We start from the raw sequence: 12499 nt of genomic DNA, 5'->3' as shown, positions 1-12499 counted from the left end.
TGTGTGGTTGTGGTTTTTTTTTTTTTTTTTTACCTACTGGCCGGTGTCGGTGTTTGCGCCGGCCCCGCCGGTCTGGGTCCATGGCGACGTCGCCTCGGGCAATCTGCTCGTCGAAGATGGCAAGCTCTACGCGGTCGTCGATTTCGGTAGTTCGGCTATCGGCGATCCTGCCTGTGATCTGGTGATCGCGTGGACGGAATTTTACGGCGAGAGCCGTCAGGCGTTCCGCGACGCCATTGCCCTTGACGAGCACAGCTGGGCGCGCGCACGGGGCTGGGCGTTGTGGAAGGCGCTGATCGTCGCTTCGGGACATGACGGCAACCAGCGCGAGGCGGAAAAATCGTGGCGGGTCATCAATGAGGTGCTGGCGGATCACACAAACAGTCGGAGCGGGAAGGCTAATTCAGTCTGAACGCGTCCCGCTCTAATAACGAAAGCATTACTGCCCGCCCATCTCCTTCCTGAACGTATCGAAATCGACCTGCATGCCGTTGAAGATGGTGCTCCAATGGCGGGTCAGCGCTGAAACGGCGACCGCCTCCTGGATCTCCTCGTCGGTGGCGCCGGCGCGCTTGGCGTCCTGCGTGTCCGACCAGATACAGTAGTTGCACGGGATTTGCGCCGCCACCGCCAGCGAGATCAGCGACTTGACCTTCGGCGGCAGCGCCGTCTTGTCGCTGAGCTGGATGGCCTTGACCTCGGCCCATGCACCGGGCAGACCGGCTTTCGGGAACTGCTTTACGAAACCGGGCACCCCGCCCATGGTCGACTGGATGTCCTTGACGGTCGCGTCATACTCATCGGCATAAGAAGGAGCTGCAGCCAGGGTCAGCACACAGGTGGCGGCGAGCAGGCAGGCGCGGCGCCTCTGGCGTTTGTTTGCCTTACGGTGTAAGGTAATGTCAAAATTAACCTTACAGCGTAAGTTGTCAAGCGGCACCATGGACACATCGATCAAAAAAAAGCGACTGCGCGGCCGGCTGTCTCGCGAGATGATCGAGGATGCGGCTTTGAAGGTTATCGAGAGCGAGGGCCTCGCCGGGTTTTCGATGCGCAAGCTGGCGGCAGAACTCGGCTGCGAGGCGATGAGCATCTATCACCACTTTCCTTCGGTGGCGCATCTCTTCGAAGCCTTGGTGGATCGGCTGATCGGCTCCCTCGAAATGCCCGACGCGGACCTCCCTTGGCGACAAAGGTTACGCATTGCCGTGCAGGATTTCCGCCGCGTCGCGCGTGAGCACCCGGCCTTTGCCACGTTCCTTGTAACCTACCGGATGAATTCGCCTACCTGTCTCACTTGGCTGAACGGCATCCTTGGCGTGTTCGAGGCCGGCGGCTTCGGACCGGAACTGGGCGCGCGGCTGTTCCGCACCACCGGCTATTATCTGATGGGTGCCATCCTCGACGAGACTGCCGGCTATGCAAAGGGGCCTTCGGCCGTGACCATCGTCAGCGACGAGCAACTGGCGCAGGATTTTCCAAAAATAGCTGCGGCCGGGCGTTATTTCGGCACCGCCGAATTCGACCGGACGTTTGATCTCGGCCTTGACATGCTCCTGGACGAAATGGAGAACGCCCGCGACTGCGCCAGCGCGCCGAACACCGGGTCTTGACGTTATGCGCTCCCTGTTCGCCCTGATACTGCTCATCGGTACCGGCATCGGCGTCGTCTATCCCTGGGCGATGACCAATTTCTCCGGCCGTGAGATCGGCACCTGGCGGGTTTACGACCAGGGCCGGTTCAAGCCGGTGACCGTGCCCCTGAGCGCACGCGACGGGCCGCTACGCGTGCTGGTCGACCTTACGGCGAGAGCCGAGCGCATCGTCTCGCAGCAGCGCACTGTGTTGACCCTCACTGCCGCCACCGGCGGCAGGACGGTGCTCGCCTCGACGCTGCAGTTCAATCACTCCGACAATCCGCGCCAGGTCAGCCCGCAACTGCCGGACAGGATCTTTCGCGACGAGGCCGGCCTGATCCCGACCGTTACCCCTGGTTCCTACATCTTCACCGTCGGTCCGGGCGACGCCGAAGGCATTCCGATGCGGGCCGTCGATCTCGTCCTGCGCTCGGGTGCCGGCGAGGTCGACCGCCGGGCGCGCCCGGTCGGTTTTTCCCTGATGGCGGCCGGCCTGGTCGGGCTGGTGCTGGCATTCCGTTTCGGCGGCCGCCGGCCGGAAAATCCAAACTCGCAGCCGCCACCGCCGCGCTGGGGCAGGGGCTCCAATTGAACTATCGCCACGCCTACCATGCCGGGAACTTCGCCGATGTCGTCAAGCATGTCGTGCTCAGTCGGCTGATCGAATATCTGAAGCAGAAGGACAAGGCGTTTCGGGTCATCGACACCCATGCCGGGATCGGCCGCTACGATCTGTCCTCGACCGAAGCGCAAAAGACCGGCGAATGGCAAGGCGGCATCGGCCGGCTCGTCGATGCGGCCCTCGATGCTCCGGCGGCGGCACTGCTGTCACCGTATCTTGAAGCCGTAAATTCGCTCAATCCGGACGGCGGCGTGAAAAAATACCCGGGTTCGCCGCTGATCGCCCGGCACCTGATGCGCAAGCAGGACCGGCTGTCGGCAGTCGAACTGCACCCTAAGGATGTCGTCAGGCTGAAGGCGCTGTTCGACGGTGACTTCCAGACCCGGGTGATCGAGCTCGACGGCTGGCTGGCGCTCGGCGCGCATCTGCCGCCAAAGGAAAAGCGCGGCCTCGTGCTCATCGATCCGCCTTTCGAGGAAGGGGGCGAGTTCGGTCGCTTGGTCGACGGGCTGCAAAGAGCCCATCGGCGCTGGCCAGGAGGGATTTACGCGCTGTGGTATCCGCTCAAGGACCGCAGGGCGGTCGCCGCCTTCCGCAAGGCGCTGAAGCAGACGGGCATTTCGAAGCTGCTCGACATCGGTTTTGAGATCAGGCCGGACGCCGTCGAGCCGAGCCTCGACGGCTGCGGCATGGTGGTGGTCAATCCGCCCTTCACGCTGGAAGGCGAGTTACGGACGCTGCTGCCGGCGCTGCACCGGCTGCTTGCACTTGAGCAGCCGTCGCATTGGACGCTGGACTGGCTGGCGGGAGAGTAGTTTGAGGCGCGGCCCTGCCGTTCCGTCAGCGCAACCATCGTCACCACAACCACGGTCGCTACAACCGCTTGACCGCGCGTCAGCGAATCCGCACAGTGCGCGCAGTCGACCTTGAGAGGCTGCCATGACTCGCTTCGCCCAATCCGCCCTTGCCGCACTGCTCGCCTTTTGCACGCCGCTGGCCGCACCTCTTGGCGTCACCCAGGCAGTCCAGGCGGCCGACCTTGCAATCTATACCGACGAGGATAGCGGCGTCTGCGGCGAGGCCTGGGTGCTGAACAAGATCACCGACCGCTTCTCCTATCAGGTGCATCACGTGCCGCATCTGCCGGATGTGCAGATCGTCGACTTCCAGCGCATCCACCAGCATCGCTATCTGCCGGCCGACGACACCTGGCCGATCGGCCGCCGTTATTGCGGCGCCACCGTCAGCCTCTCCGACGGCGGCGCCCGCACCATCTGGTACCTGATCGAGGAAGGCCAGGGTTTTGCCTCGATCGGCGACAATGTCGAATTCTGCGTCTCGGGCTTCGACCGCTGGATGGTCTACAACGGCCGCTGCCGCGTCCTGCGCTGATCGCGCACTCGCTGATTCCGACTTTTTAGCACCGGCCACCTGATCGACCGTCACCGTTTCCATGCGGCGCAGCATTCGCGGGAAGCGCGATCTGCTGTCACGAGTTTGCGGGGAAACAGCACCACATGGATTCGCTTGTTTATACTGTTGCTCTCGGCGCGGTCTTTGCAGGCTTCGTCCAGGGGCTGTCCGGGTTCGCTTTCAGTCTGGTTGCCATGTCGTTTTGGGTTTGGACCGTGGAGCCCCAGCTTGCTGCCGCCATGGCGGTCTTTGGGGCGCTCACCGGCCAGATCATCGCCGCCGTCACCGTCCGCCGGGGCTTCGACCTCAAGCTTCTGCTGCCATTCCTGATCGGGGGGATCATCGGGATTCCGGTCGGTGTCGCCATCCTGCCCTTGCTGGATGTGCAGTTGTTCAAGTTGGTCTTCGGAGCGCTGCTGGTCGTTTGGTGTCCCTTGATGCTCTTTGCGCGTCGCCTCCCTCCCATCACGGTCGGGGGTCCTGTTGCAGACGGTGCAATAGGTCTGGTCGGCGGCGTCATGGGTGGACTTGGCGGCTTCACCGGCCCGGTTCCAACGCTGTGGTGCGTGCTGCGCCAATGGGAAAAGGACAGGCAGCGTATTGTCATCCAGAATTTCAACCTTGTGACCCTCTCCATGACGATGGCTGCCTATCTTGCGGCCGGAAAGATCAAGCTCGAAATGCTGCCGATGTTTGCCGTCGTCGCGCCGGCGATGTTGATACCAACACTCCTTGGCGCGAGACTCTACATCGGCGTTAGCGAGGCGACTTTTCGAAAGATCGTCCTCGCACTCTTGGCCGCATCAGGTGCGGCATTGTTGGCATCGTCCTTGCCGCACCTCATAAGCCGGGTTTGAACGACACACAGAAATCCCGACTTCCGCCGTGCCATGCGCTATCGACCGATGCGGCCTGCTCCCGATAGGTAGGCGCAGACCAGTTCGACGAGTTGCTTTTGCAGCTCCGGCGCGGCGAGCATGTTCCGGCGTGCCGCGTTGTGGATCACACCTTCGATCGCTGACGACAGCACGCGCGCCACGGTCTGCATGTCGGCGCCTTTCCTTGGCTTGCGATAAGTGGCGACAGCAGTCGCATAGTGGTTGAGGTATTGTGCCTGGAACGAAGCATGGGCGGCCCTGGAGCCGCGATCGCCCGGCGCCTCGTCGAGCAGCACCTGATGTAGTGTCGGGTGAATGCTGTGCGCGGCGATCATGCCGCGCACCAGCTCCTGCGCGAATTTCCTGAGCGGCTTTTGGTCTTCCGCCGAATCGCGAATGACCGACAGCACATGATCGAAGTGACGGCGCCGGACGGCAGCGAGCAGGGAAAGCTTGTCGGGAAAATACTGGTAGAGCGTGCCGATGCTTACACCTGTTGTCTCGGCAACCTTGTTGGTGGTGAAGCCGGCCCAGCCCAGCCCGCTCAGAACATGAGCCGCCGCCTCGATGATCGCCTCGACGGTTGCCCTGGAACGCGCCTGGCGCGGCTGTTTGCGCATGCGCGGATGCGGTTTTGCAATGCGAGTAGACACGTTCGCCCATTCTCCTGAAAATATAAACAACATACTCGCATTTCCGGAAAAGGACACCGACCATGAATGCGCTCGCTCTGCTTCGCAGCCTGTTTGCCTATCAGGCCTGGGCCAATGACGAACTGCTGGAAAAGCTCGCGAGTCTCGACCCGCATGTTCACGGCAAGGAACGGCAGGCCGTGATACGGCTCGTCGATCACAGCCATGTGGTGTCGCGGATATTCTCGGCGCACCTGGTTGACGCAAGCCATGGCTACTCCGCCGACACCACCGAGGACACGCCGGCGTTCGACGAACTTCGCGCCGCGGTCGCAGCGACCGATCGCTGGTATCTCGATTATCTCGAAACCGTTTCGTCGCGGCAGCTGTCCGAGCCCGTCGCATTCGTGTTCACCGACGGGGATAAGGCATTGATGTCGCGACAGGAAATGCTGACCCACGTCGTACTGCACGGCGGCTATCATCGCGGTGAAGCGGGGCGCATCCTGGCGCAGATTTCGGTCATGCCGCCATGGGATACCTTCGCCGTCCATCTCCACAGGGCCGAGCCTTCGCGCCGGCTGCAGATAAGCCGTGAACCGCTCGGCGCCTGAACGGCCGAGCGCTTTCGATCACGGTCGGCTCGACCGGATCTATCGAACGATATCCTGTCCTTTAGAAATGCGAGCTATCTGCTTACTTTCATCGCGTCGTGCAAGATAGTGCAGCGGCGTGCTCGTCGCGTTGCTTCCTACTTACCTGTAGTTTATCGTTTCGGACAAGACGAGGCGCCTTCGCTCTTGACAATGTTCGCGCCGAGCGTCGGACGTTGAAGCGCAAAGCTGGTCGAACAGGTCATGAGCTTGACGAGAAGACCGGTCGAGATAGAGCGACCAGAATTTCTGTCGCAGAACTTCGCTGCGGGACACAAAGATTCGCAGCCGATTTTTGCGCGGGTAAAATGGTCGCGCGCTCGCCGTAACCGAAACTTAAGCTACAAAAATCATTCTAATGCTTCGCTGGCTAGCAAGCCGCGAGTCAGATATGCAATGCGCGCCGGGTCAATAACGGCCGTCGGCACAACGGAAGGGGCATGATATGGCTAAGCAGTCATCCAAAGCGCCGGCATCCAAGGCACCGGCAAAGTCACCGGCAAAGAAAGCACCGGCAAAAGCAGCCGCGGCAAAGGCCGCAACTGCTGTGAAGAAAGCAGCACCCGCGGCCAAAGCGAAGGCCGCTGCGCCTAAGGCAAAAGCAGCGCCGGCCAAAAAGCCGGCCGCCAAGGCCGCGGCAAAACCAGCCGTGAAGAAAGCAGCACCGGCCAAGGCAAAAGCAGCACCGGCCAAGGCCAAGGCTGCACCGGCAAAGAAGGCGGCACCGGCCAAGAAGCCGGCTGCAAAGGCCGCGGCGAAGCCCGCTGCGAAGAAGGCAGCACCGGCAAAGGCCGCCGCTGCGAAATCTTCTGCAGCAGTGAAGAAAGCAGCGCCCGCGGCCAAGCCGAAGGCAGCGCCCGCAAAGGCGAAGGCCAAGAAGTAGTCGCGGTCCTGCTGTCGCAGGGGACAGTACTCAAGACAGCCAGGGCGGGATGCCGGACAGGCGCCTCGCTTCTTGGTTGACAGTCGGGCAGGACCAGAAAGAGGCGGGAGGAAGACGTCTTTTCGCAGCTCCCAGGACTTCGCCATGCGGCGAAGTCCGGTGGGATATTCGTGGCTGCCAAAACCAACCTTCGGTGCAAGGCCGAGTTGGTAGTTGCTCGGATCTGGATTGTCCGACCTGCTCGCGTCTGCCGCCGTACCTCCGGCTCATCGCATCCGAACGCGAGACTATGGCTGCACGCTGGCGGCGCGGTTTTCCGCCTCTGGCCGTTGATGAACCCTGCATGATCGGTCAACAGTGCCACGCACGAGCCCCTGTCGGAATCGATTTTCGGTAAGGGTCATGCGCGAAGTCACAATGCTACCGCGTCCTTTTGCGCGTCCAACAGGACGTATGGAGCTGTAGCCGACAAACAGGAATCGACAATGCCCAGACTGCTCTACGCGTCTACTTCCCCCTATAGTTCCAAGGTGCGCATGGCAGCACTTCATGCCCGCATTGCGGTCGATCTCGTGCCGATAAAGACCGAGGAAAGGCCGGCCGAACTGATCGGCGCCAATCCGCTCGGCAAGATCCCGGTGCTGGTGCTCGATGACGGCCGCTCGGTCCACGACAGCCGCGCCATCACCCAGCATCTCAACCGGATGTCGAAGAACGCATTGTTTCCGCGCAATCCCGACAAGCGCCTTGAGGCGGAGGTGCTGGAGGCATTGGCCGACGGCATCTGCGACTGCGCGCTGTCGATGGTCTATGAGCGGCGCACACGGCCGGAAGAGATGGTCTACCAGCCTTGGCTCGAGCGCCAGTGGACGAAGATTTCGGCCGCGCTCGATCTGCTCAACGCGAACCCGCCGAAGCTGCCGAAGAAAATCACCCTCGGCCAGATCGCACTGCGCGCCTGCCTCGGCTATCTCTCGCTGCGCTTCGCTGGAAAATGGGAAAAGGGCCGCGGCCGGCTGACGCGCTGGGCGGCACGCTTCGACGAGAAATTCCCGGAGCTGAAGCCCGCTATCCCGGCTTGAGGACAAGCGGTCTCAACCGATGCCAACAAAAAAAGCCGGGCGCGAGGCCCGGCTTTTTCGTGTCGTGGCTTGGACGACTTAGAACTTCATACCGACGCCGAAGGTGACGCGATTGTCGGTCGACTTGACCTTGCCGATACCGTCGAAGTCCTTCCTGCCGAAGTCCGTGTAACGATACTCGACACGGCCGAACACATTGTCGGTGATCTTGATGTCGGTACCCACGCCGGCTGTCCAGCCAAACTGCGTGTTGGTGTCGCTTACGCCGGCAGCTTCAATCTTCTGGTTCTTCAGCGCGCCACCGGCGGTGCCGTAGAGCAGGATATCCGGGGTGACAGCGTAGCCGAGGCGGGCACGCAGCGAGCCTTCGAAGCCACCCTTGGCCTCGATGCCGGCATCGTCGCCCTTGACGCCGTTGTAGCCGATATCGGCTTCGGCACCGTAGACGAAGTTCTCCTGCTGCCAGTTATAGCCGCCGAAGACGCCGCCGACAAAACCCTTGGTGTCGACGTCGACGCCAATGTCTTTGGCTTTGGCATGGCCAGCGAAGCCGTAGCCGACGCTCACACCGGCATAGGGACCGGCCCAGGATGCGACCGGAAGTTCTGCGATCGGGGCAGGTGCCGGCGGCTCTTCCTGAACCACGTCCGCGGCATAGGCGGTTCCGCCGAGGGCGAACAGCCCAAACGCCACCGCGAGCGGTCGCGCAAATTTAAGATTGGCTTGCATTGTTCTTTACTCCTTAAGCCACAGGACACAGGCTTGTTTTTTCATGAGCGCCCTCAACCCGTCCGGGGGGTGAAACGGATCCGGCGTTCAACGGTTCCAAATGTCGTGTCGAAATGCGGCTGAAGCGAACCTGAACTTGGGTCATTACCTGGCACGAATGAGGCAGAACCTTGACGTTGCATCTTCGCAACAGCGAATGTCAGCAGGTTCGCCGTGCTGCACTGCACACGGCTTGGTGTAAGGGCTCCAGCGCCCTATATTGCGGGCGGGCTGGCCCGAATTCCGGTCGAGCCAAAACGCCCACCGGCCACTTTGCCACAATCCTGCCCCAGGTGGAAATGGGATTTAACGCTTGGCGGGCCATAATTTGCCGGCGCGATCCCGGCAGGTCGGAATCGGCATCGGATTAAGGATTGACAGATGAGCAAGGTCGCCGCGACGGCACTGGTGACGGGCGGGGCGAAGCGGATCGGCAGGGCGATCGTCGAAGATCTTGCCGCGCATGGTTTTGCCGTCGCCATTCATTGCAATCGCTCGCTGGCCGAGGCGGAGGAACTGGCGGCCCAGATCATCAGTGGTCATTTTGGTCGACATGGCCGGGCCGCAGTGGTTGCTGCCGACCTGACCGACATGGACGCGGTCAGCAACCTTGTCGGCCGCGCTGCGGCGGCACTCGGGCCGGTGTCGCTGCTGGTCAACAACGCCTCGCTGTTCGAGCACGACAGCGTTGAGGATTTCGACTGGCCGGCCTGGGATCGCCATTTCGCCATGCATGTCAAGGCGCCGGCGCTGTTGGCACAGACTTTCGCCCGGGCCTTGCCGCAGAACAGTGAGGGGCTGATCGTCAACATGATCGATCAGCGCGTCTGGCGACCGACGCCGCGTTATTTCTCCTATGCGCTGTCGAAGTCGACCTTGTGGGCGGCGACCGAGATGATGGCGCAGGCGCTGGGTCCCCGCATCCGTGTCAACGCCATTGGTCCTGGCCCGACCTTGAAGAACACGCGCCAGCACGACAGCGATTTCGATGCCCAGATTGCCGGGCTGATCCTGAAACGCGGCCCGGAATTGCCGGAATTCGGTGCCACTATCCGTTATCTCTGGGCGGCACGCTCGGTCACCGGCCAGATGATCGCGCTTGACGGCGGCCAGCATCTTGCATGGCAGACGCCCGATGTGACAGGCATGACGGAATGAGCCCCATGGACCAGAAACAAAAAACGCGCGGTGGCGCCGACGACCTGCCGCCCGAAATCGACCTCGAGGACGAGGCGGCCGAGGAGGTCGTCGAGCCTGCAGCCAGCGGTCCGGACGTTACTTTCACCGCCATCGACTGGACCCCGCATGCCGGCGACGCCGACGGCATGGTCGGCGCCGAGGTGATCCAGACGCTGGTAAAGCGGCTGCCCAATGCGCCCGGCGTCTACCGCATGATGAATGCCGCCGGCGACGTGCTCTATGTCGGCAAGGCACGCAGCCTGAAGAAGCGGGTCACCAGCTACGCGCAAGGCCGGTTCCACACCAGCCGTATCGGCCGCATGGTGCGAGAGACATCGACCATGGAGTTCGTCGTCACCCGCACCGAGATCGAAGCGCTGCTGCTTGAAGCCAACCTCATCAAGCGCTTGCGGCCACGCTTCAACGTGCTGATGCGCGACGACAAGTCGTTCCCCTATATCCTGTTGACCGGCGACCATGTCTCGCCCGGTATTTACAAGCACCGCGGCGCGCGCTCGCGCAAGGGCGACTATTTCGGCCCCTTCGCCTCGGCCGGCGCAGTTGGCCGTACCATCAACTCGCTGCAGCGCGCCTTCCTGCTCAGGAGCTGCACCGACTCCTTCTACGAGAACCGCACCCGGCCTTGCCTTTTGTTCCAGATCAAGCGCTGCGCCGGCCCGTGCACCGGCGAAATCTCGCACGGCGACTATGCAAGGCTTGTCGCCGAGGCGAAGGATTTTCTCTCCGGCCGCAGCCAGAAGGTGAAGACGGAGATCTCCGCCGCCATGCAGCAGGCTTCGGAGAACCTCGATTTCGAACGCGCCGCCATATATCGCGATCGGCTGGCGGCGCTGTCGCATGTGCAGAGCCATCAAGGCATCAATCCGCAGACCGTCGACGAGGCCGATGTCTTCGCCATCCATCAGGAGGGCGGCCAGGTCTGCATCCAGGTGTTCTTCTTCCGCACCGGCCAGAACTGGGGCAACCGCGCCTATTTTCCCAAGGCCGATCCGGCGCTCGAAGCCGGCGAGGTGCTGGGATCGTTCCTGGCGCAGTTCTACGACGACAAGCCGACGCCGCGCACCATCCTGTTGTCGCATGGCGTCGAGGACCAGGAATTGCTGGCGGAGGCCCTCTCCACCCGCGCCGGCCGCAAGGTGTCGATCTCCGTGCCGCAGCGCGGCGAGAAGAAGGACCTGACCGACAACGCGCTGCAGAACGCGCGCGAGGCGCTCGGCCGGCGGCTCGCCGAAACCTCGACCCAGGCGCGGCTGCTCACTGGCTTTGTCGAGACCTTCGGCCTGGAAAAACCGCCGGTGCGCATCGAGGTCTATGACAACTCGCACATCATGGGCACCAACGCCGTCGGCGCCATGGTCGTCGCCGGGCCGGAAGGTTTTGTGAAGAACCAGTATCGAAAGTTCAACATCCGCTCGACCGAGATCACGCCGGGCGACGATTTCGGCATGATGCGCGAGGTGATGCAGCGGCGCTTTTCGCGGCTGTTGAAGGAACATGGCGACGCCCCGCAAACCGAGAGCGCGGGCGAGGCGAGCCCTACCGAACCGGGCGACGATATCGAGGACGCGGGCGGCTTCCCCGCCTGGCCCGACGTCATCCTCATCGACGGCGGCCAGGGCCAGATGACGGCGGTGCGCAAGATCCTGGCCGACCTCGGCATCGAGGACCGGGTGGTGGCCATCGGCATCGCCAAGGGTCAGGACCGCGATGCCGGCCGCGAACGCTTCTTCGTCAAGGGCAGGGCCCCATTCTCGCTGCCCGTTCGCGATCCGGTGCTCTATTTCGTCCAGCGGCTGCGCGACGAGGTCCATCGCTTCGCCATCGGTTCGCACCGCGCCCGCCGCAAGAAGGAGATGGTCAAGAGCCCGCTCGACGAGATCAGCGGCATCGGACCCGGCCGCAAGCGCGCGCTGCTGATGCATTTCGGCACGGCCAAGGCCGTCAGCCGCGCCGCCGTCGAGGACCTGGTCAAGGTCGATGGCATTTCCGAGCAGGTGGCGAAATTGGTCTACAATCATTTTCACGAGAGCTAAGACGTATTGCCGACATTTCGGCTGGCTAATCGATTCTGGCCTGTTGACCCCCCACATTCGCTTCTGATTTGACTAAGCAGGCAGAAAGAGTTCCCAAAACATGGCTCAGCGCGCATTCAACCTGCCCAACATGCTCACTTATGCCCGCATCCTGGCGGTGCCGCTGGTGGTGCTGTGCTTCTTCCTGGAAGGGCATCTGAAATCGAGCGACTTCGCGCGCTGGTCGGCGCTCGTCATTTTCCTGCTCGCCTCGATCACCGATTACTTCGACGGCTATCTGGCGCGCGCCTGGCAGCAGACCTCCAACATCGGCAAGATGCTCGACCCGATCGCCGACAAGCTGCTGGTCGCCACTTGCCTGCTGCTGCTTGCCGCCGACACCGACCGCCATGCCGGCATCGCCGGCTGGTCGCTATGGGCGGCGATCATCATCCTGTGCCGCGAGATCCTGGTCTCGGGCCTGCGCGAATATCTGGCGGCCTTGAAGGTCTCGGTGCCGGTGACGCAGCTCGCCAAATGGAAGACCACCATCCAGATGATCGCCATCGCCTTCCTGCTGGCGGGACCTGCCGGCGACAAGATCTTCCCGCTGACCACCCAGACCGGGCTGGTGCTGCTGTGGATCGCCGCCCTGGTGACGCTCTACACTGGCTACGACTATTTCCGCGCCGGCCTCAAGCACATCATGGACGAGTGAC

The 12499-nt window shown here is 62.5% G+C and carries 15 protein-coding genes; 12 read left to right on the top strand and 3 right to left on the bottom strand.

What is annotated here, in order from left to right; all coding sequences use genetic code 11:
* On the top strand, positions 1-412 hold a 412-nt coding region (locus NKI67_RS16650), incomplete at its 5' end, for a phosphotransferase (protein WP_352646013.1).
* 27 nt (positions 413-439) lie between these two features.
* Here NKI67_RS16650 and NKI67_RS16645 read toward each other — a convergent pair.
* Positions 440-835, bottom strand: coding sequence for a carboxymuconolactone decarboxylase family protein (locus NKI67_RS16645; RefSeq protein WP_245274737.1), 396 nt, complete (start codon positions 833-835; stop codon positions 440-442).
* A gap of 4 nt (positions 836-839) precedes the next feature.
* On the opposite strand from NKI67_RS16645, the gene NKI67_RS16640 reads away from it, so the two are divergent.
* From NKI67_RS16640 to NKI67_RS16620, 5 genes are all read left to right on the top strand, one after another.
* Entirely contained in the window at positions 840-1613 is a 774-nt protein-coding gene (locus tag NKI67_RS16640; protein WP_245274736.1) for a TetR/AcrR family transcriptional regulator, read from the top strand.
* 4 nt (positions 1614-1617) lie between these two features.
* Positions 1618-2229 (top strand): hypothetical protein, encoded by a 612-nt coding sequence (locus tag NKI67_RS16635; RefSeq protein WP_023677686.1) that lies wholly within the window; start codon positions 1618-1620, stop codon positions 2227-2229.
* Positions 2226-3074 (top strand): 23S rRNA (adenine(2030)-N(6))-methyltransferase RlmJ, encoded by an 849-nt coding sequence (locus NKI67_RS16630; protein WP_352646010.1) that lies wholly within the window; start codon positions 2226-2228, stop codon positions 3072-3074. The genes NKI67_RS16635 and NKI67_RS16630 overlap by 4 nt, the downstream gene beginning before the upstream one ends.
* Positions 3075-3198: 124 nt before the next feature.
* On the top strand, positions 3199-3651 hold the full coding sequence (locus tag NKI67_RS16625) for a hypothetical protein (protein ID WP_023677684.1): 453 nt from the start codon (positions 3199-3201) through the stop codon (positions 3649-3651).
* Positions 3652-3776: 125 nt separating this feature from the next.
* Positions 3777-4529, top strand: a complete 753-nt coding sequence (locus NKI67_RS16620; RefSeq protein ID WP_352594391.1) for a sulfite exporter TauE/SafE family protein — start codon at positions 3777-3779, stop codon at positions 4527-4529.
* 38 nt (positions 4530-4567) lie between these two features.
* Here the strand turns inward: NKI67_RS16620 and NKI67_RS16615 are convergent, their stop codons facing one another.
* Positions 4568-5203 (bottom strand): TetR/AcrR family transcriptional regulator, encoded by a 636-nt coding sequence (locus tag NKI67_RS16615; RefSeq protein WP_502896680.1) that lies wholly within the window; start codon positions 5201-5203, stop codon positions 4568-4570.
* Positions 5204-5265: 62 nt separating this feature from the next.
* Here NKI67_RS16615 and NKI67_RS16610 point away from each other — a divergent pair, with 62 nt between their 5' ends.
* The 3 genes from NKI67_RS16610 (at position 5266) to NKI67_RS16600 (ending at position 7800) form a co-directional block, all read left to right on the top strand.
* Complete coding sequence (locus tag NKI67_RS16610) at positions 5266-5796, top strand: DinB family protein (protein ID WP_352594392.1); 531 nt, start codon at positions 5266-5268, stop codon at positions 5794-5796.
* Between the two features lie 484 nt (positions 5797-6280).
* Positions 6281-6718, top strand: a complete 438-nt coding sequence (locus tag NKI67_RS16605; protein ID WP_084641221.1) for a hypothetical protein — start codon at positions 6281-6283, stop codon at positions 6716-6718.
* 485 nt (positions 6719-7203) lie between these two features.
* Complete coding sequence (locus NKI67_RS16600; protein ID WP_352569696.1) at positions 7204-7800, top strand: glutathione S-transferase family protein; 597 nt, start codon at positions 7204-7206, stop codon at positions 7798-7800.
* Between the two features lie 78 nt (positions 7801-7878).
* Here the strand turns inward: NKI67_RS16600 and NKI67_RS16595 are convergent, their stop codons facing one another.
* Positions 7879-8529, bottom strand: coding sequence for an outer membrane protein (locus tag NKI67_RS16595; protein WP_292662341.1), 651 nt, complete (start codon positions 8527-8529; stop codon positions 7879-7881).
* 420 nt (positions 8530-8949) lie between these two features.
* Here NKI67_RS16595 and NKI67_RS16590 point away from each other — a divergent pair, with 420 nt between their 5' ends.
* The 3 genes from NKI67_RS16590 (at position 8950) to pgsA (ending at position 12498) form a co-directional block, all read left to right on the top strand.
* A complete protein-coding gene (locus NKI67_RS16590; protein WP_352646008.1) occupies positions 8950-9726 on the top strand; it encodes an SDR family oxidoreductase in 777 nt (258 codons plus the stop codon).
* Entirely contained in the window at positions 9723-11801 is a 2079-nt protein-coding gene (uvrC, locus tag NKI67_RS16585) for an excinuclease ABC subunit UvrC (protein ID WP_023677676.1), read from the top strand. Before NKI67_RS16590 ends, uvrC begins: the two co-directional genes overlap by 4 nt.
* Before the next feature lie 100 nt (positions 11802-11901).
* Positions 11902-12498: a CDP-diacylglycerol--glycerol-3-phosphate 3-phosphatidyltransferase gene (pgsA, locus tag NKI67_RS16580; RefSeq protein ID WP_023677675.1), complete on the top strand. Its 597-nt coding sequence runs from the start codon at positions 11902-11904 to the stop codon at positions 12496-12498.
* Position 12499: the final 1 nt, after the last annotated feature.

Origin of the sequence: Mesorhizobium sp. M0408 (genome assembly GCF_040321495.1) — a bacterium.
Taxonomy (GTDB): Bacteria; Pseudomonadota; Alphaproteobacteria; order Rhizobiales; family Rhizobiaceae; genus Mesorhizobium.
This window is presented reverse-complemented; position numbering and strand designations above follow the sequence as displayed.

What these genes read in the sequence shown, in the direction of transcription:
- pgsA (WP_023677675.1), top strand. Translation starts at nt 11,902, where the DNA reads ATGGCTCAGCGCGCATTCAACCTGCCCAACATGCTCACTTATGCCCGC.
- uvrC (WP_023677676.1), top strand. Translation starts at nt 9,723, where the DNA reads ATGAGCCCCATGGACCAGAAACAAAAAACGCGCGGTGGCGCCGACGAC.
- NKI67_RS16600 (WP_352569696.1), top strand. Translation starts at nt 7,204, where the DNA reads ATGCCCAGACTGCTCTACGCGTCTACTTCCCCCTATAGTTCCAAGGTG.
- NKI67_RS16595 (WP_292662341.1), bottom strand. Translation starts at nt 8,529, where the DNA reads ATGCAAGCCAATCTTAAATTTGCGCGACCGCTCGCGGTGGCGTTTGGG.
- NKI67_RS16610 (WP_352594392.1), top strand. Translation starts at nt 5,266, where the DNA reads ATGAATGCGCTCGCTCTGCTTCGCAGCCTGTTTGCCTATCAGGCCTGG.
- NKI67_RS16625 (WP_023677684.1), top strand. Translation starts at nt 3,199, where the DNA reads ATGACTCGCTTCGCCCAATCCGCCCTTGCCGCACTGCTCGCCTTTTGC.
- NKI67_RS16620 (WP_352594391.1), top strand. Translation starts at nt 3,777, where the DNA reads ATGGATTCGCTTGTTTATACTGTTGCTCTCGGCGCGGTCTTTGCAGGC.
- NKI67_RS16635 (WP_023677686.1), top strand. Translation starts at nt 1,618, where the DNA reads ATGCGCTCCCTGTTCGCCCTGATACTGCTCATCGGTACCGGCATCGGC.
- NKI67_RS16605 (WP_084641221.1), top strand. Translation starts at nt 6,281, where the DNA reads ATGGCTAAGCAGTCATCCAAAGCGCCGGCATCCAAGGCACCGGCAAAG.
- NKI67_RS16590 (WP_352646008.1), top strand. Translation starts at nt 8,950, where the DNA reads ATGAGCAAGGTCGCCGCGACGGCACTGGTGACGGGCGGGGCGAAGCGG.